The sequence below is a fragment of the Roseibium sp. genome, assembly GCF_051016195.1.
GTDB lineage: Bacteria > Pseudomonadota > Alphaproteobacteria > Rhizobiales > Stappiaceae > Roseibium.
The window spans coordinates 2,611,711-2,629,011 of record NZ_CP134616.1; the positions used below are offsets into that span (position 1 = coordinate 2,611,711).

Annotated in this window: 14 protein-coding genes; 9 read left to right on the forward strand and 5 right to left on the reverse strand. The window is 59.4% G+C overall.

From position 1 onward, the window contains the following. The first annotated feature begins 137 nt into the window (after nucleotides 1-137). The 6 genes from RDA78_RS12105 to RDA78_RS12130 all read left to right on the forward strand — a co-directional run bounded on the left by RDA78_RS12105 (nucleotide 138) and on the right by RDA78_RS12130 (nucleotide 6,270). Entirely contained in the window at nucleotides 138-932 is a 795-nt protein-coding gene (locus RDA78_RS12105; protein ID WP_434055558.1) for a DeoR/GlpR family DNA-binding transcription regulator, read from the forward strand. Beyond that, nucleotides 932-2,002: an ABC transporter ATP-binding protein gene (locus RDA78_RS12110; protein WP_434055559.1), complete on the forward strand. Its 1,071-nt coding sequence runs from the start codon at nucleotides 932-934 to the stop codon at nucleotides 2,000-2,002. The genes RDA78_RS12105 and RDA78_RS12110 overlap by 1 nt, the downstream gene beginning before the upstream one ends. Nucleotides 2,003-2,069: 67 nt before the next feature. After that, a complete protein-coding gene (locus RDA78_RS12115; RefSeq protein WP_434055560.1) occupies nucleotides 2,070-3,353 on the forward strand; it encodes an ABC transporter substrate-binding protein in 1,284 nt (427 codons plus the stop codon). Nucleotides 3,354-3,434: 81 nt separating this feature from the next. Further along, nucleotides 3,435-4,322, forward strand: coding sequence for a carbohydrate ABC transporter permease (locus tag RDA78_RS12120; protein WP_434055561.1), 888 nt, complete (start codon nucleotides 3,435-3,437; stop codon nucleotides 4,320-4,322). Further along, nucleotides 4,319-5,140 (forward strand): carbohydrate ABC transporter permease, encoded by an 822-nt coding sequence (locus tag RDA78_RS12125; RefSeq protein ID WP_434055562.1) that lies wholly within the window; start codon nucleotides 4,319-4,321, stop codon nucleotides 5,138-5,140. The genes RDA78_RS12120 and RDA78_RS12125 overlap by 4 nt, the downstream gene beginning before the upstream one ends. 221 nt (nucleotides 5,141-5,361) lie before the next feature. After that, entirely contained in the window at nucleotides 5,362-6,270 is a 909-nt protein-coding gene (locus RDA78_RS12130; RefSeq protein WP_434055563.1) for a sugar kinase, read from the forward strand. Between the two features lie 6 nt (nucleotides 6,271-6,276). Here the strand turns inward: RDA78_RS12130 and RDA78_RS12135 are convergent, their stop codons facing one another. Further along, nucleotides 6,277-6,768: an Lrp/AsnC family transcriptional regulator gene (locus RDA78_RS12135; RefSeq protein ID WP_434055564.1), complete on the reverse strand. Its 492-nt coding sequence runs from the start codon at nucleotides 6,766-6,768 to the stop codon at nucleotides 6,277-6,279. Nucleotides 6,769-6,909: 141 nt separating this feature from the next. Here RDA78_RS12135 and RDA78_RS12140 point away from each other — a divergent pair, with 141 nt between their 5' ends. The 3 genes from RDA78_RS12140 (at nucleotide 6,910) to RDA78_RS12150 (ending at nucleotide 11,547) form a co-directional block, all read left to right on the forward strand. After that, entirely contained in the window at nucleotides 6,910-7,344 is a 435-nt protein-coding gene (locus tag RDA78_RS12140) for a universal stress protein (protein WP_434055565.1), read from the forward strand. A gap of 21 nt (nucleotides 7,345-7,365) precedes the next feature. Next, nucleotides 7,366-8,907: an alanine/glycine:cation symporter family protein gene (locus RDA78_RS12145; RefSeq protein ID WP_434055566.1), complete on the forward strand. Its 1,542-nt coding sequence runs from the start codon at nucleotides 7,366-7,368 to the stop codon at nucleotides 8,905-8,907. A gap of 450 nt (nucleotides 8,908-9,357) precedes the next feature. After that, nucleotides 9,358-11,547, forward strand: coding sequence for a methyl-accepting chemotaxis protein (locus RDA78_RS12150; protein ID WP_434055567.1), 2,190 nt, complete (start codon nucleotides 9,358-9,360; stop codon nucleotides 11,545-11,547). Nucleotides 11,548-11,657: 110 nt separating this feature from the next. Here RDA78_RS12150 and iolB read toward each other — a convergent pair whose 3' ends face one another. From iolB to RDA78_RS12170, 4 genes are all read right to left on the reverse strand, one after another. Beyond that, nucleotides 11,658-12,476 carry a 5-deoxy-glucuronate isomerase gene (iolB, locus tag RDA78_RS12155; protein WP_434055568.1) on the reverse strand — a complete coding sequence of 273 codons (819 nt, stop codon included), beginning with the start codon at nucleotides 12,474-12,476 and terminating at the stop codon, nucleotides 11,658-11,660. Next, nucleotides 12,473-13,369: a myo-inosose-2 dehydratase gene (gene iolE / locus RDA78_RS12160; protein ID WP_434056140.1), complete on the reverse strand. Its 897-nt coding sequence runs from the start codon at nucleotides 13,367-13,369 to the stop codon at nucleotides 12,473-12,475. Before iolE ends, iolB begins: the two co-directional genes overlap by 4 nt. A gap of 90 nt (nucleotides 13,370-13,459) precedes the next feature. Further along, complete coding sequence (gene iolD / locus RDA78_RS12165; protein WP_434055569.1) at nucleotides 13,460-15,301, reverse strand: 3D-(3,5/4)-trihydroxycyclohexane-1,2-dione acylhydrolase (decyclizing); 1,842 nt, start codon at nucleotides 15,299-15,301, stop codon at nucleotides 13,460-13,462. After that, on the reverse strand, nucleotides 15,298-17,244 hold the full coding sequence (locus RDA78_RS12170) for a bifunctional 5-dehydro-2-deoxygluconokinase/5-dehydro-2-deoxyphosphogluconate aldolase (protein WP_434055570.1): 1,947 nt from the start codon (nucleotides 17,242-17,244) through the stop codon (nucleotides 15,298-15,300). The genes iolD and RDA78_RS12170 overlap by 4 nt, the downstream gene beginning before the upstream one ends. Nucleotides 17,245-17,301 lie beyond the last annotated feature (57 nt).

Below are 17,301 nucleotides of genomic sequence, written 5' to 3' on the forward strand. Positions count from 1 at the left end.
TTCATATGAACGTCGAATTATGTTCATATGAAAATGGTGTATGATGTTTCGGGAACGGTTCACCTCGCCGCCGTTCAAGTGACGTCTAACGAAATCTGGCCGGTTCCGGCCGGTTTGGGCAATGGGCACGGACACAGATGCACACCTTGGGGCAAATAGACATTTCCAAACGCCAGGCCGAGATTGCCGATCTCGTGCAGAAAGCCGGGTTTGCCTCCGTGGAGGAGTTGGCCGAGCGTTTCGACGTGACAACGCAGACCATCCGCCGCGACGTCAACGGCCTTTGCGAACTCGGTATGCTTCGCCGGACGCATGGCGGCGTCGAACCGCCCGCCCCAGCCTCCAACATCCACTATTCGACAAGGCAAATCCTCAATCTGCGCGAAAAGCAGCAGATTGCGAGGCTGGTTTCAGACCGGATAAAGAACCACCAGTCGCTGGCATTTTCCATCGGGACAACACCGGAGATCGTGATGCAGGCACTGGCGGGCCACGAAGGGCTCGCGGTTTTCACGAACAACCTGAATGTCGCCTTCACCGCGTCCAGCAATCCGTCGTTCCAGGTGACCATCGCGGGCGGTCGCCTCAGGCATGGCGACCGCGATATCCTGGGGTCGGCGGCGCAGGACTTCTTTTCCAACTACAAGGTGGATGTCGGCGTATTCGGTGTTGCCGGCGTCGACGAGGACGGGACCCTGCTCGATTTTCACGAAGACGAAGTTGCCGCACGCCAATCCATTTTGAAGAATTGCCGCACGTCATGCCTGGTACTGGATCACAGCAAATTCGGGCGTACCGCGCATGTCCGGGGCGGACATCTCAAGGATGTCGACGCCGTTTTCTGCGATCGTCCTGTTCCCGGCGCCTTCCTTGAAAGTCTCAGGGGTTCCGGGACGGATGTCTATGTAGCGGATCAGGAGGGCGCGGACTGATGGCGAAACCTGCCCTTGAGATCTCCGGCAAACCGATCACGCTTGAACATGTCTCGCGGTCCTGGGGAGAGTCGGTCGCCGTCGATGACTTGTCGATCGAGGTGCCGGCCGGATCGTTCACGGCATTGCTCGGTCCGTCGGGCTGCGGCAAGTCAACCACGCTGCGCATGATCGCAGGCCTGGAAATCGTCAGCGCAGGCCGGATCCTGATCGGCGGGGATGACGTGACCGGGAAGCCGTCCTCCAAGCGCGATCTTTCGATGGTGTTTCAGTCCTATGCCCTGTTTCCACATCTCAGTGTTGCCGAAAACATTATCTTTGGACTGAAGGTGCGCCGTGTGAGCCGCGGCGAACGCGATGAACGCCTGAAGCGGGTCGCCGATCTCCTGGGCCTGTCACTGCTGCTTGAGCGCAAGCCGGGGCAGCTCTCGGGCGGACAGCAGCAGCGTGTTGCGCTGGGCCGAGCGATCATCGGCGAGAAACCGATCTGCCTGATGGATGAGCCGCTTTCCAACCTTGATGCCAAGCTCAGGCACGAAATGCGTCTTGAGATCAGGTCACTTCAGCAACAGCTCGGTTTCACCATGGTCTATGTCACGCATGATCAGGTGGAGGCGATCACCATGGCCGACCAGGTCGTGCTTCTGAACGAGGGCCAGCTGGAACAGGCCGCGGAGCCGCGTGAGCTCTACGAGAGGCCGGCAAGCCCTTTCGCCGCCAAGTTCATCGGAACGCCGCCGATGAACCTTTTCCCGGCCAACGCCTTCAAGAAACTGTCGACTGCGCCGGATTTCCAGCTCGGCATCCGGCCCGAAGCGATGCATCTCGCAGAAGATGGTCCCGTCACGGCCGATATCCGGGCCGTGGAGTATCTGGGTGCCGACATTCTGGCGGATTGTGTCGTTGCAGAAACCTCCTTTCAGGTGCGGCTGCCGACAAACCGGCGGGTTGCACCGGGGCAATCGATACAGCTCGGATTTGAACCCGATGCCCTTCACGTTTTCGACGCCGATACAGGCCGTCGGCGGGACGACCTTGTGACCGAATTCGGAACGCTGCTGCGTTCCTGACCGACTGCGCGCGCCTGCGTAGATCAGCCGCAATGTTGCGGATGTTCAAACCTTAGGAAGTATTGAGATGTTGAAGTCCACTTTCCTGAAAGCCGTTGCGGCAACGGCTCTTACGTTCAGCACCTGGGCGTCCGCTCAGGCTGTTGACCTGCAGTTCTATTTCCCGGTCGCCGTTGGCGGCACGGCCGCTGAAACCATCCAGGAGCTGACGAATGAATATGTCGCTCAGAATCCGGATGTGAACATCGACGCTGTCTACGCCGGCTCCTACCAGGACACGGTTGCCAAGGCGATCACGGCATCGCGCGGCGGCAACCCGCCCCAGCTTTCCGTGATCCTGTCTGTCGACATGTTCACGCTGATCGACGAAGACCTGATCGTGCCGTTCGACGACTATCTCTCGGGCGACGAAGGCAAGACATGGATCGAGGGTTTCTACCCTGCTTTCATGGAGAACAGCCAGACCGGTGGCAAGACCTATGGCATTCCGTTCCAGCGCTCCACGCCGGTGCTCTACTGGAACAAGGAAGCTTTCAAGGAAGCCGGTCTCGATCCGGATGTCGCTCCTGAAACATGGGACGAAATGGTCGAATTCGGCAAGAAGCTGACCAAGAAGGACGCCAGCGGCAAGGTCACCCAGTGGGGCGTCCGCATTCCCTCGTCCGGTTTTCCGTACTGGCTGTTCCAGGGCCTGGCCATCCAGAATGGTGCGATCCTGGCCAATGCGGATGGAAACAAGACCAACTTTGACGATCCGAAAGTGGTCGAAGCGCTTCAGTACCTGGTTGATCTGAGCACGAAAGACGAAGTCATGGCGCCCGGTATCATCGAGTGGGGCGCGACGCCGAAAGCCTTCTTCGAAGGTCAGACGGCCATGATGTGGACGTCCACCGGCAACCTGACAAATGTGCGCAACAACGCACCGTTCGACTTCGGCGTCGCCATGCTGCCGGCCAAGGCAACCCGCGGCGCACCGACGGGCGGCGGAAACTTCTACCTGTTCAAGGGTGCTTCCGATGAGCAGTCCAAGGCCGCGGTTGAATTCGTCAAGTGGATCACTGCGCCGGAACAGGCCGCGAAGTGGACCATCGCGACCGGCTATGTCGCTCCGCGTGCAGAGACCTGGGACACGGAAACGATGAAAGCCTATACGGCCGACTTCGCTCCGGCCCTGGTTGCCCGCGACCAGCTGGAATTTGCGAAGGCGGAACTGTCCACCTTCCAGAACCAGCGCATTACCGGCATTTTCAACGACGCCCTGGCATCCGCGATCACCGGACAGAAGGACCCTGCCACCGCGCTGAAGGAAGCGCAGGAACAGGCGGACAAGATTCTGGCCGAGTATCGCTAGGAACCTTTCAAGGCGGAGCGCCACCTCACTGAGGCGCTCCGCTAGCAAGTGACTGATTTCAACGTTCGGACTGGGACGACGATGCGGGACATGAAACTGAAGCGGGACTGGATCCATGGCTGGCTGCTGCTGCTGCCGGCGCTGGTGTTTCTGTTCGCCTTCACCCACATCCCCGCGGTCACGACCCTGATCAACAGTTTCTTTTCAACGCCGCGCGGTCGCCGGTCGGCGAAATTCATCGGCCTCGACAATTACGACCGCATGATCAACGACCCTGTGTTCTGGAAAGTGCTGTGGAACAATCTCTGGTTCGCGCTCGGCACGATCCCGGCTTCCGTCGCGCTGGCGATCGTCATGGCGCTGTGGGTCAACGACAAGCTGGCGGGGCGCAGCTTCGTGCGCATGGCCTATTTCACCCCAACTGTCCTGCCACTGATCGCCGTCGCCAATATCTGGCTGTTCTTCTATACACCCGGTTTCGGGCTGTTCGACCAGATCACCGGGTTCCTGTTCGGATGGCCTGCAAGCAACTATCTGGGCAATCCCGAAACAGCGCTCAATGCGATCATCGTGGTGACCGTTTGGAAGGAAGCCGGCTTCTTCATGATTTTCTATCTGGCGGCCCTGCAGGCGATCCCTGTCTCCTTGAAGGAGGCGGCGCAGATCGAAGGGGCAGGGCGTTGGACGATTTTCTGGCGCATCACGTTCCCCCTGCTGATGCCGACGACGCTGTTTGTCTGCGTGAATGCCGTCATCAACTCGTTCCGGCTTGTGGATCATATCTTCATCCTGACGGATGGCGGTCCGGACAATGCCTCGGCGCTGCTGCTCTTCTACATTTATGAAGTCGCGTTCCGCTTCTGGGAGACGGCTTACGGTGCGACGCTGACGGTCGCCCTCCTGATCCTGTTGTCTCTGCTTGCGATCGGCCAGTTCTTCTTCTTCGACCGGAAGGTGCACTACAAATGAACGGCCCTTCCGACATGTTCGACCGCCTGCTCAACACGGTTGCCGCCTGGGCCCTGGCGCTGCTCTGGGTCCTGCCGCTCGCCTATGCGGTCTGGACCGCGTTTCATCCGGCGGCATATGAGGCGCGTTTTGAACTGTTTGCACCCCTGACACTTGAGAATTTTGCAAAGGCCTGGGATGCGGCACCCTTTGCCCGCTACTTTCTGAATACGTTCATTCTGGTGACCATGATCCTGGCGGGACAGTTCTTCCTGTGCACATTGGCGGCCTTTGCGTTTGCCCGGTTCGAGTTTCCGGGACGCAACGTCCTGTTCGCACTGGTGCTGCTTCAGCTGCTGGTGATGCCGGACATCCTGATGGTCGAGAACTACAAGACCATGCGGCTCCTCGATCTTGTTGACACCATTCCCGCGATTGCCTTGCCCTACGTCGCCTCGGGTTTCGGTATCTTCCTCTTGCGGCAAACCTTCATGACGATCCCGAAGGAACTGGATGAGGCGGCCCGCATTGAAGGTGCCTCCGTCCTGGGTGTGCTCTGGAAAGTGTACATCCCGCTCGCCAAGCCGACCTATCTCGCCTATGGGCTGGTGTCTGTCAGCCACCACTGGAACAATTTCCTGTGGCCACTGATCGTGACCAATTCGGTCGAGACCCGACCCGTCACGGTTGGCCTGAGCATCTTCTCGGCCATCGACAGCGGCATTGAGTGGTCCGTGATCAACGCGGCGACGCTGATGACCTCCGGACCGCTTCTGATCGCGTTTCTTTTGTTCCAGAGGCAGTTTGTCCAGAGCTTCATGCGCGCAGGCATCAAATAGAAATTCCTGGCGTCAATCGGCCGGATCTTCGGAAATTTTTGCGCGAAGGCGGGTTTTGAATGCGGGTGGTGCCACCGGCCAGCTGACGAATTCAATCGATAGGATGATTGACGGGCGCAGCATTCATGCTATTAACTAAAAGCGAATTTAAATGGATTTAAATTGCAGAAAACAGCGGCTTTTGGCATTGCTGTCCCCTGCAGTTTTCTGGGAGGAAACCTGTGTCCAAAACATTTCTTGCGGCTGGCGAGTGCATGGTCGAGATGGCGCCGACCGGTCAAGGCACGTTTTCCATGGGTTTTGCCGGTGACACGCTGAATACGGCCTGGTATGCGCGCAAATGCCTGCCGTCGGACTGGAATGTCGGCTACTGCACGGCGGTTGGCCGCGACCAGGTTTCGGAGCAGATGCTGGATTTCCTGACGCAGTCCGGCATCGATGTCGGGCCGGTGCGGCGCCTGGACGACAGGACCGTCGGACTTTACATGATCCAGCTGAAGAACGGGGAGCGCAGCTTTGCCTATTGGCGGTCCCAGGCCGCTGCCCGGCAGCTCGCCGCCGACATCGATCACTTGCAGACGGCCGTCGCCGACGCCGCGCTGATCTATTTCAGCGGCATCACGCTTGCAATTCTGCCCGAACGGGACAGGGACACCTTCTTCAGTGCCCTGAAAGCGGCCCGTGCGCGCGGTGCGAAAACAGCGTTCGATCCAAATTTGCGTCCGCGTCTGTGGGAAACGGAAGACACGATGCGTGCCTGCGTTACCGAGGCTGCCGGTCTGTGCGACTTTGTCATGCCATCCTTTGAGGACGAACTGGCACATTTCGGGGATCCGACGGCAGACGCGAGTGCTGGCCGCTACCTTGCCGCCGGTGCGGACATGGTTGTGGTCAAGAACGGCCCGGAAGAAGTCATCTGCGCCTCCAGGGAAAACCGGGAGGCGTTTCAACCCAAGCCGGTCGCGAACATCGTCGACACGACCGCTGCCGGGGACAGTTTCAATGCCGCGTTTCTGGCAGAGTACCTTGTCAGCGGCAACATCGCGACAAGCGTCGATGCGGGCGCCCGGCTCGCCGGAACGGTGATCCAGAATCGCGGCGCACTGGTGGACTGCTTCGAACCGGCCTGACGCTTGTCAGTGGGCAGGGGTGTCTGCCGGGGTGACAGAGACCTCCTCCAGATTGAGGCCTTCGAATTCCTTGACCGTGCTGAGGCTTAGGAGCGTTTTCATCTGCGCGACGGACGGAATCTGTGACAGCCGGCCCCTGTAGAGCTTCTCGTAAGCCGCCGTGTTCTTGGTCATCAGCCGTATCAGATAGTCGAATTCACCCGAAATCAGGTGACATTCCAGAACCTCCGGCATGCGCGCGATCTCGTCTTCGAACGCCAGCGCGTCCTCCTTTCGCGGACTGGTCAGTTTCACCTCGATGAAGACCTGCATTTCCAGGTTCAGCGAAGCCCGGTCCAGGCGAACCGTATAGGCCTCGATAATCCCGCTCGATTCCAGAAGTTTGACCCGCCGGTGGCACGCCGACAGGGACAACCCGACCTGTTCGGACAGACGCGCCATCGAAATGCGGCTGTTTTTCTGCAAAATCGAAAGTATTTTCTGATCAAGCCTATCCATCGTAATAATTCCGAAAAATTTATGATTTTTCGATAATTATTGAGAAAATTTCTGAATTCAATTGAAAAATGAGAACCTTTCCTTTGCAACGTGGGATAACGTTTCCTCTGCGGCATGGGGCCGTTGAAAAGGGGAACCTATATGAACAAGAAAATAGTCGTCGGTTACGACGGCAGCGGCGCATCGGACAACGCGGTCGATTTCGCTGTCAACTTGGCAAAGGCCAGTCAAGCGGGGCTTGTGATTGCACATGTACTTGAATGGTCGCCCTACACATTCCTGACGCCCAACGAAATCGAAGAGCGGCACGCGCGCAGGACCGAAGAGCTTGAGCGTGCGCACAAGGCCGTGCTCGATCCCGTGATGCAAAAGCTTTCCAAGGACGGCATGGAAGCCACATCCGAACTTCGTTACGGGCACATCGCCGAAACGCTGATCAAGATTGCCGACTCGGACGGTGTCGAGCAGATCGTGATTGGCCGGACCGGGCATTCGCAGCTTTCCACCCGGGTCTTTGGATCCGTCGCGGGCAGCCTTGCGCAGGCTTCACCGGTGCCGGTGACCATCGTTCCATAAGATTTCCAGGGGCTCAGAAAAATGAAAAAATCCTTCTCGGCGGCTCTTGCCGCATCCATTGTCCTTGCCTGCACGGTGCCGGCAATGGCGCAATCCATCGACGAACAGGTCAACACGCTGTTCGCAAATTCAACAGGCTGGTTCGTCAGCTTCATCTTCAGCCCGTTTCCGGGAACGTCGTTTCCATGGATCGTCGGCTGGCTGGTCGTTGCGGCGACCGTCTTCACGATCTATTTCGGCTTCATCCAGTTTCGTGCGTTTCCGCATTCCATCGCGCTCGTTCGCGGTGACTATTCGGATCCGGAAGACGCCGGTGAGGTCAGCCATTTTCAGGCACTTGCAACAGCCCTTTCGGGTACCGTCGGCCTCGGCAACATTGCCGGCGTGGCGGTTGCCGTGGGCATCGGCGGACCGGGCGCGACCTTCTGGATGATCCTTGCCGGGCTCATGGGCATGGCCTCCAAGTTTACCGAGTGTACCCTTGGCGTGAAATACCGGAACGAATATCCGGACGGCACGGTTTCCGGTGGTCCGATGTACTACATGACCAAGGGGTTCGAGGAGCGCGGGCTGCCCGCCGGCAAGATCCTTGCGGTGATGTTCGCGATATTCTGCATCCTGGGCGCGCTTGGCGGCGGTAACATGTTCCAGGCCAACCAGGCGCATGCGCAGATCGCCAATGTGGTCGGCGACTATCCGGGCTGGATCACCGGTCTCATCTTCGCGGCCATCGTGTTTGCGGTGATCGTCGGTGGTCTGAAATCGATCGCTTCGGTCACGGAAAAGGTCGTTCCGTTCATGGGTGTTCTTTATGTCCTGACAGCTCTCGTCATCCTGCTGATGCATGCGGACAAGATCGGCTGGGCTTTCGGCCAGATCTTCGAAGGCGCCTTCACCGGTCTCGGAGTTGCCGGCGGTTTTGTCGGTGCGCTTATCCAGGGCTTCAAGCGGGCGGCATTCTCCAACGAGGCCGGTGTCGGTTCAGCCGCGATCGCGCACTCGGCCGTGCGGACGAAGGAACCGATCACAGAAGGTTTCGTGTCGCTTCTGGAGCCGTTCATCGACACAGTCGTGATCTGCACCATGACCGCGCTTGTCATCATCATCACGGGGCAGCTCGTTTCAGATCCGGAAACCGGACTCTACCTGCTCAACGAGGGTGGTTCCGCGATCCAGACGGTTGACGGGAATTCAGGTGTCGCCCTGACGTCCGCGGCCTTCTCGTCGGCGTTCGGATGGTTCCAGTACGTGCTGGCCATCGCGGTGGTGCTGTTTGCCTTCTCCACGATGATCAGCTGGTCCTATTACGGCCTGAAGGCGTGGACCTTCCTGTTCGGCGAGGGCAAGACCAAGGAACTGATCTTCAAGGTCATCTTCTGCATCTTCGTCGTGATCGGCGCAGCCGCCAGCCTTGGACCGGTGATTGACTTCTCCGACGCGGCGATCTTTGCCATGGCGGTTGTCAACATCGTGGCGCTCTACGCGCTCATGCCGATCGTCAAGCGGGAGCTGGAAAGCTACCTGTCCCGGCTGAAGAGCAACGAAATCAAGAAGTTCACCTGATTTCTACACGACTTCGCGGATAGGAATACCTGTCCGCGAAGCTTTCAAACACGAACCAGTCCGGTTTCCGGACTGGTTCGACCTGTTTGTGCCGGTTGAGAAAAAACCACGCATCCCAGGGCGCTCCGCAAGTATTGTCTCCCCGGTCTTCAGAATTCCCTTAAGCAAAATACGATGTTGTTCACGAGATTAGCGAGAGTCTGCATTCGCAGATTCGGCGCTTATTCCTTTTCGACCTTAGTATAATGGCCAACTTCATTTGGGTCAGTTTGTAAAGAAATTGTCGCAAAATGTCATGCTTGAGCCGTGTCCGGAAAAATTCATTAACCATTCCTTCCAACTGACACCGGATAATAGTTTCAGGTAATTGAATTAAGAAGTCTCCAGACCTGTAAGTTTCCGCCGCTGCGCGCACCGTATTGTGGGCTTCTGTTTCCTTGCGAGGTTTTTATGCTCTCCCATATGCGTCTTTCGAAGAAAATTCCTGCGCTCCTGGTTGGGGCTGCCGCCGTTGTGGGCATTGGCATCGGGGTCGCCAGCTACTTCACGTCGGTGAGCAGCATCGAAGAGTTGACCATACAGCGCCTTCGGGCGGCTGCGGAAATCGGGTCTCACGAGATTCATGCCTATCTCGAGACAATCGAGCATCAGCTTGTTCTGATAGCCGAGAACCCTGGAACGGCTTCAGCCGTCTCCGAGTTTGCGGATGCCTGGCAGGAGATGGCGCAAGACGGCGCGGACATGCAGGCAAGTCTCCAGAAAGCCTACATAACCGACAATCCGCACCCGACCGGTGAAAAGGACAAGCTCTATCATGCCGAGACCGGTACGGCATACGACGCGGTCCACGGCAAGTACCATCCCTGGTTTCACAAGCTGCAGCAGGATGAGGGCTACTACGATGTGTTCCTATTCGACACGGAAGGCAACCTGATCTATTCGGTTTTCAAGGAACTGGACTACGCGACCAATTTTCGCGCGGGCGGAGGTGAATGGGCGTCTTCCGATCTTGGAGAGGTATATCGCAAGGCGATGGCCATAACCTCGCACAGCGAAGTTGCGTTCGAAGATTTTGCCCCCTACGGACCGAGTTTTGATGCGCCCGCCAGTTTCATGGCCCATCCCGTCATCGACGGAGAAAACAACACGCTCGGTGTTCTTGCGTTCCAGATGCCTGTCGACAAGATCAACCAGTTGATGAAGAACGATCTCGGTCTTGGCGAAACCGGTGAACTTGTGCTTATCGGCGACGACGGCCTGATGCGCAATGACACTGACAGCACCCCGGGGGTGAACGACATTCTGGCGACCAGGATCGAGGCGCCGGTCGTCGAAGAAGCCAAGACTGCCGGAAGTGCGTTTGGATATGCCGACCTGCATCGGGGTGAACTGATGGACGTCGAGGCCCTGAAGTTCGACTATCAGGGCAATGACTTCATTCTCCTGGCCATGCAATCCTACGCGGAAGCCAACGCTCCGGTGGTTGCCATGCGTAACCGGATGCTGCTGGTAGGTGTGGTCCTGCTGGCGATTGCGGCCATTGCCGGATTTTTCGCCGCGCGCATGATCACGTCTCCGATTGAACGCCTTGTCTCATCCATGAACCGTCTGGCTGCAGGAGACGTCAACGTGGATGTGGAAGGCGCAGAGCGGAGCGATGAGATCGGCGACATGAGCAGAGCCGTCGCCGTTTTCAAGACAAATGCAATCCAGCGGTCCGAGCTTGAGGAGCAGGCACAGGGAGACCAACTGAGAGAACGTGACCGGCAAGTGCTGCTGGACGGCCTGATCAGCGACTTCAAGGTCGCGATTTCGGAGCGGCTGGCAACCGTGTCCGACCAGATGCACCTGATGCAGCGGTCGGCAACAACGCTCGATGGATTGGCCAACAGTGCCTCCACGGAGACGCATGCGGCAGGCAGCGCATCAAAGAATGCATCTGAAAATGTTGCCGCGGTTGCCGCGGCAACGGAAGAAATGACCGCATCCGTACAGGAAATAGCAAACCAGACGGAAGCCACCACCCGGATTGTCACCGAGACCGTGGAAGCGGCGGAGGTGACCAACCAGTATGTCCAGACATTGTCCGAAACAGCCGAACATATTGGCAGTGTCGTCAACCTGATCCGTGACATCGCCGAGCAGACCAACCTGCTCGCACTCAACGCGACCATCGAGGCTGCCCGGGCAGGGGAAGCTGGCAGGGGGTTTGCGGTTGTCGCCTCGGAGGTCAAGCAACTGGCGGAACAGACGTCCAAGGCAACGGACGAGATTTCGGGGCGGGTCTCAGGAATTCAAACCTCCGTCAAGGATGCTGCCAACGCGATCGGCAACATCTCGACCAAGGTGTCCGACGTCATGGATCTCACCAATTCGGTTGCCAGCGCGATCGAGGAACAGCGGTCCGCCAACGAGGAAATCGCGCGCTCGGCCAAGTCCGCCAGCGACAGCACCAGCGAAGCGGAAACCAGCATGACGTCCGTTGCCAGCGTCGTTCAGAAAACCTCGGCCGAAGCGAGTTCGGTGAACTCCGCGTCCGATCTCGTTTCGGAGGCGAGCGCCAAGCTTACCGAAGAAGTCGAGAAGTTCCTGAGCGACGTGACCCGGAACGCGGAAAGCCGACATGAGGATGCCGCCTGATCGTTCGAGAAACCGCGGCAAGGTCGCGTTCGGTTGGACGTGACGCCAACAGGCGGTGAAATGCGACGGATACGGGCCGCGTTGCAGGAAAGCACCCGGCCCGAAATCGTTCACGCATCCCGTTGCGCGATCCAGTCGTGGTCCGGGTGGTTCCTGAAGCGCCATTTGCGCAAGGGGCCGGCCATGACGTTGAGATAGTACATCTCATAACCATAGGGCGCGCCGCAGGGATGGTGTCCCCTGGGGACGAGAACCACGTCGTGGCTGTTCATGGAAATGGTCTCATCGAGTGAACCGTCCTCGGTGAAGACGCGCTGATGACCGTAGCCCTGATCCGGATTGAGCCGGTGATAGTAGGTCTCTTCCAGATAGGTCATGTCCGGGAAGTTGTCCTCGTCATGCCGGTGCGGCGGATAGGACGACCAGTTTCCCTGCGGCGTGAACACTTCCGTCACGAGCAGGCTGTCGGCAACGTCCGTCTCTTCCATGGCGATCGGGAAAATGTAACGGGTGTTCGCACCCTTGCCGCGGGTGACCTTCTCCGGAACGGGCAGGACACGCGCTTCATGCCCTCCTCTGCCGGGAGCCGTGCAGACACCGATCGTACAGTCGGTCGTTGCCGTCGCCGTCCAGTCCGTACCGTTCGGGACATAGACGCTGTGCGGTGGCAATTGCTCGAACACGTTCATGCGCTCGCCCTGCTCACCGAAATCCTTGCCACCGGCGGCGACAGTTGCCTTGCCTTCGACCATCACCAGGATGACTTCGAGATCACCGGTTGCTTCCGAAACGCTTTCACCGGCGCGCAGCCGGTAAAGACCAAAGCCGGCATATCCCCAGCCAGGGGACTTGGGGCCCCTGGCGCTCTCAACGGTGATGTCGTGAACCTTGCCGGCGCTTCCCGACGGTTTGCGCAGAAGATCGCTCATCTCAAATCCAACTCGCTTGCGATAGCCTTGAGCGTTTTCAGCCCCATGCTCTGATATTTGAACGGATTGTGGACTTCAGGGTCCTGTTCGGCCTCAATGACGATCCAGCCCTTGTAGTCCGCATCCTTGAGGATCCGAAGCAGGGGCGCAAAGTCGATGCCGCCTTCCTCGTCACCCGGAACGGTGAAGACACCGGCCCTGACACCATCCATGAAGGATTTTCCGTTCGTGCGAATGTCGTTCATCACGGTGGGGCGCACATTCTTGGCATGAAAGTGGCCAACCCTGCCGATGTGTTTCCTCAAGACCGGTGCCGGGTCTTCACCTTTGGTGCCGAAGTAACAATGCCCGGCGTCGAAAAGCAGCTTGGTCGCTGGCCCGGTCGCCGCCATGAAGGCATCGATTTCTTTGAGCGTTTCGACCACCGTGCCCATGTGATGGTGATAGACGAGATCAATGCCCTGATCTGCGCAGAAGACTGCCAGTTCCTCGACCTTTTCACCAAAGGCCTTCATCTCTTTGTCGCTCAGTACCGGGCTGGTGGAGATGTCGACATCCGATCCCTGGATGGTGTTGGAGGTTTCGCAGGCAATGCAGACCTTGCAGCCGTTGTGCTTCAGCTTGTCGAGATGCGGCTGGATCGCCTTCTTCTCCTCCTCGACCGGCTGCGCCAGCAGATTGAGTGAGTACCAGCCGGAAATGAATTTCAGACCGTGACTTCCAAGAAGCTGCCTAAGGTCCTCCGGATCGTCCGGCCAGCGGTGACCGTTCTCGATGCCGTCAAAGCCGATTTCCGCTGCCTCGGACAGGATCTGTCCGGTCGGGATGTGCGCCCCGAGCGTCTGATCGTCGTCATTGGCCCAGGCTATGGGGTTTGCGCCGAAGTGGATCATGGCATTCGTCCTGTCACGTTCCTTGTAAGGTTTTCTTGTCTGGTCTGTTCCCGTCATTGCCGGGCTGGACATTCCGTGGGTCAAGAACGTTCAATCCGCCGCCCGTTGGTTCTTCAAAGCCGCGACGTAATCCTCGCGGGCAACCTGCACCTGTTCCCTTGCAGAGACTTCCGGCACGGCGACATCCCACCAATGGCCGCCTCCGGCCTCGCCCGGACCATGCATCGGGTCGGTGTCGATCACGATTACCGAGGGGATTTCGCGGTCGCGCGCCGCCAGGATCTCGGCTTCGAGGCCGGCAATGTCCTTCGCCTTGACCGCATGAGCGCCCATCGCCGCAGCGTGGGCGACGAAGTCGATGTCCGGCTGGACCTCGACATTGCTGCTCCGGTAGAGATTGTTGAACTCGGCCCCGCCGGTGCCCATCTGCAGCCGGTTGATGCAGCCGAAGCCGCGGTTGTCGGTCAGGACCACCGTGAAGGGAACGCGCCGCATGACCGCGGTTGCCAGCTCGGAATTGGCCATCATGTAGGAGCCGTCGCCGACGAAGCAGACCACGTCCCGATCCGGCTGGGCAAGCTTGATGCCCATGGCGCCGGCGATTTCGTAACCCATGCAGGAATAGCCGTATTCCATGTGATAGCCGCCCTGCGGCGCCTGCCACAGAAGTTTCAATGCACCGGGCATGGTGCCGGCTGCGCACATCGCGATTGTCTTGTCCGTCGCGGTGCGTTGGACGGCCCCAATCACCTCTGCGTCAAGCGGCAGATAGCCCTCAGGGGCGTCCGTTCTGACGCTGCAATGCGCGTCGACCTTGGCAAGCCAGTCAAGGCGGGATTGCGGATCGAAAGCGCCGCCTTGGTAGTCTTCAAGTGAAGCTGACAGTTGCTCCAGGCACACCTTTGCGTCGCCGACAACGCCGATCGCGCCGTGCTTGTCCGCGTCGTAGCCCTGAACGTTGATGGAGACCAGCTTCCGGTCCGGATTCTTGAAAAGGGCCCACGATCCGGTGGTGAAGTCCTGAAAGCGCGTGCCGATGCCGATCACGAGATCGGCGGCTTCCGCCAGCTTGTTCGCGCTTTCCGCTCCGTCGACACCGGCCGCGCCGAAATTCATCGAGTGCGCCTGGGCAAGGGCGGACTTGCCCGCCTGCGTTTCGATAATCGGGATGCCGTGACGGGTGGCGAAAGCGGCAAGCGTTTCCTCCGCCCCGGAATAAACAACGCCGCCGCCGCAGACGAGGACGGGCGCAGTAGAGGACCTGATCAGCGAAGCAACATCGGTGATGTCGCGGCTGTCGGGTTCGGGTCGGCGGATACGCCAGACCCTCGGATCGAAAAAGCTTTCCGGGTAGTCGAAGGCCTCGGCCTGGGTGTCCTGGCAGAAGGACAGGGTCGCGGGACCGCAGGCGGCCGGGTCGGTCAGGACGCGGAAGGCGCGCGGCAGCGCGGTCAGCAGTTGCTCGGGCCTGGCAATCCGGTCGAAGTAGCGCGACACCGGCCGGATGCAGTCGTTCGCCGAGACAGTGCCATCGTCGAAATCCTCCACCTGCTGCAAGACCGGGTCGGGGGCGCGGTTGGCAAAGACATCGCCCGGGATCAGGAGTACGGGCAGGCGGTTCACATGGGCAAGCGCCGCGGCCGTCACCATGTTGGTGGCGCCCGGACCGATGGACGATGTCACCGCCATGGCGCGCCGGCGCTTTTTTGCCTTTGCGTAGGCGATGGCCGTGTGGGCCATGGTCTGCTCGTTCTGGCCGCGCCACGTCGGCAGCTGATTGCCGGCCTGTTCCAGCGCCTCGCCGAGACCGGCAACATTGCCATGGCCGAAAATCGCCCACACTCCGTCAATGAAACGCTCTCCGTCTTCGCTCATCTGGGCCGCGATGTAGCGGACCAACGCCTGAGCGGCCGTGAGGCGGATCGTCTTCATGCCGGTTCTCCCTGCTGGGCGTTGTGTTGCGCGTTTGCGCGGGCATTGTCCCAGATCCGGCACAGGCGTTCGAAACGGCTCGACATGTCTTCAACCGCTTCTTCATTGCCGATTTTTCCGGACAGCCAGCCACGCGCCGCGTCGCCAAAAATCGTCCGGCCGATGGCAAATCCCTTGACCAGAGGGAACTGCGCAGCCTGGGCGAAGCTGCCGGCCAGTTGCTCTTCCGGCGCGTCAAGACCAAGAACCACGATGCCGCGCGTGTAAGGATCGTTTTCCGAAATGGCATCACAGGCCTTCGACCAGGCTTCCTGCGAGGTCATCGGTTCCAGCTTCCACCAGTCCGGGTAGATGCCGATCTCGTAGATGCGCCGGATGATCCGGGTCGTGGTGTCGTCATTGACCGGGCCGACCTTGGATGGAATGACCTCGAGCAGCAGTTCCAGGCGGTTGCGGCGGCAGGCTGCGAATAGCCGCGTCAGGACGTCTTCCTGTTGCGCTCTCATGTGGTCGTCATCGTCGGGGTGGCAGAAACACAGCACCTTGACCACATGCTCCGCCGGCCATTCACCGAGGCCGCCGAAATCCGGACCGATTTCCGGTTCCAGGGTCAGCGGGCGCGAGGCGGGCCACTCAACCGGATGCCCGATCCAGAGCCCGGTTCCGGCCGCCCGAAACAGCGCGTCCTGGCCAAGACGGCTGTCGCAGAGGATGCCGTATCCGGACTTGCCGCCGGCCACCTTCTGCGCAGCATCGAGGCACAGGTTCTTGAAAAAGCCGATGTGCTCATGCGTGACGCCGGCCTCATCGGCCATCTGTTCGAGCTGGATGCGGTGGTCGAAGGCAAACACCCGCATCGTCGACCAATCGCCGCCGTGGATGTAGTGACGGTTTGTCGACCAGTGGATCTGCTCCAGCTCCGGATCCTTGCGCAAAGCCTTTGTCCTGACGCCGCGCTTGAGGAAAAACTGGAGTTCTTCCCAGCTCGGATAGGCCGGCGTGCACCCGTGCCGGGACACGGCGAAGGCACCGCAGGCGTTTGCGTAGGTGAGACTGGTCACCCAGTTCTCACCGGTGATCCAGCCCTTGAGCAGGCCGGACATGAAACCGTCGCCCGCGCCGAGGACATTGAAGACCTCGATCGGGAAGCCCGGACCGGAGATACCATCATCAAGACTGCCGGGGATCTCGCCTTCGAATGCGGATGCGCCCATGGGACCGCGTTTGCAGACCAGCGTTGCGCCGGACACCTTGCGCACATTCCTGAGTGCTTCGACGGTGTCTGTCGACCCGCCCGCTATATGAAATTCCTCTTCCGTTCCGACGATGAGATCGAACAGGTTCAGGGTCGACTGCAGCTTCTCAGTAACCTTTGCCGATGCGATGAACCGGTTTTCGCCGTCGCCGTGGCCGGACAGTCCCCAGAGGTTGGGACGGTAGTCGATATCAAGCGCAGTGCGGTCGCCATTTGCACGCGCCAGCTTCAGAGCCTTGATCACGGCTGCTTCCGTCTGCGGATGGCTCAGGTGCGTTCCGGTCGCAACGACGGCCTTCGCGGTGGCAATGAAGTCCGGATCGATATCGTCTTCACTGAGCGCCATGTCGGCGCAGTTCTCACGGTAGAAAATCAGCGGAAACTGTTCCTGGTCACGAATGCCGAGGAGGACGAGGGCGGTAAGCCGCTCCTTGTCGGTGACGACACCACGTGTCTCCACACCGTGGCGTTCCAGCTCCTCGAGTATGAAGCGCCCCATGTGTTCGTCGCCGACACGGGTGATCACGGCGGATTTCAATCCAAGGCGCGCGGTTCCGGTCGCCATGTTGGTCGGCGAGCCGCCGATGTATTTGTTGAAGGACGACATGTCCTCGAGCCGGCCGCCCACCTGTGCGCCGTAAAGGTCGACCGAAGACCGGCCGATGGTGATGACATCGAGCTTTTTCACGTCACTCTTCCAGTTTTGGAGGGCCGTGGACGGTGCCGCGGCCCCTTGTCGAAACGG

What these genes read in the sequence shown, in the direction of transcription:
- RDA78_RS12140 (WP_434055565.1), top strand. Translation starts at nt 6,910, where the DNA reads ATGAACAAGAAAATAGTCGTCGGTTACGACGGCAGCGGCGCATCGGAC.
- RDA78_RS12135 (WP_434055564.1), bottom strand. Translation starts at nt 6,768, where the DNA reads ATGGATAGGCTTGATCAGAAAATACTTTCGATTTTGCAGAAAAACAGC.
- RDA78_RS12105 (WP_434055558.1), top strand. Translation starts at nt 138, where the DNA reads ATGCACACCTTGGGGCAAATAGACATTTCCAAACGCCAGGCCGAGATT.
- iolB (WP_434055568.1), bottom strand. Translation starts at nt 12,476, where the DNA reads ATGAGCGATCTTCTGCGCAAACCGTCGGGAAGCGCCGGCAAGGTTCAC.
- RDA78_RS12145 (WP_434055566.1), top strand. Translation starts at nt 7,366, where the DNA reads ATGAAAAAATCCTTCTCGGCGGCTCTTGCCGCATCCATTGTCCTTGCC.
- RDA78_RS12125 (WP_434055562.1), top strand. Translation starts at nt 4,319, where the DNA reads ATGAACGGCCCTTCCGACATGTTCGACCGCCTGCTCAACACGGTTGCC.
- iolE (WP_434056140.1), bottom strand. Translation starts at nt 13,369, where the DNA reads ATGATCCACTTCGGCGCAAACCCCATAGCCTGGGCCAATGACGACGAT.
- RDA78_RS12150 (WP_434055567.1), top strand. Translation starts at nt 9,358, where the DNA reads ATGCTCTCCCATATGCGTCTTTCGAAGAAAATTCCTGCGCTCCTGGTT.
- iolD (WP_434055569.1), bottom strand. Translation starts at nt 15,301, where the DNA reads ATGAAGACGATCCGCCTCACGGCCGCTCAGGCGTTGGTCCGCTACATC.
- RDA78_RS12110 (WP_434055559.1), top strand. Translation starts at nt 932, where the DNA reads ATGGCGAAACCTGCCCTTGAGATCTCCGGCAAACCGATCACGCTTGAA.
- RDA78_RS12120 (WP_434055561.1), top strand. Translation starts at nt 3,435, where the DNA reads ATGCGGGACATGAAACTGAAGCGGGACTGGATCCATGGCTGGCTGCTG.
- RDA78_RS12115 (WP_434055560.1), top strand. Translation starts at nt 2,070, where the DNA reads ATGTTGAAGTCCACTTTCCTGAAAGCCGTTGCGGCAACGGCTCTTACG.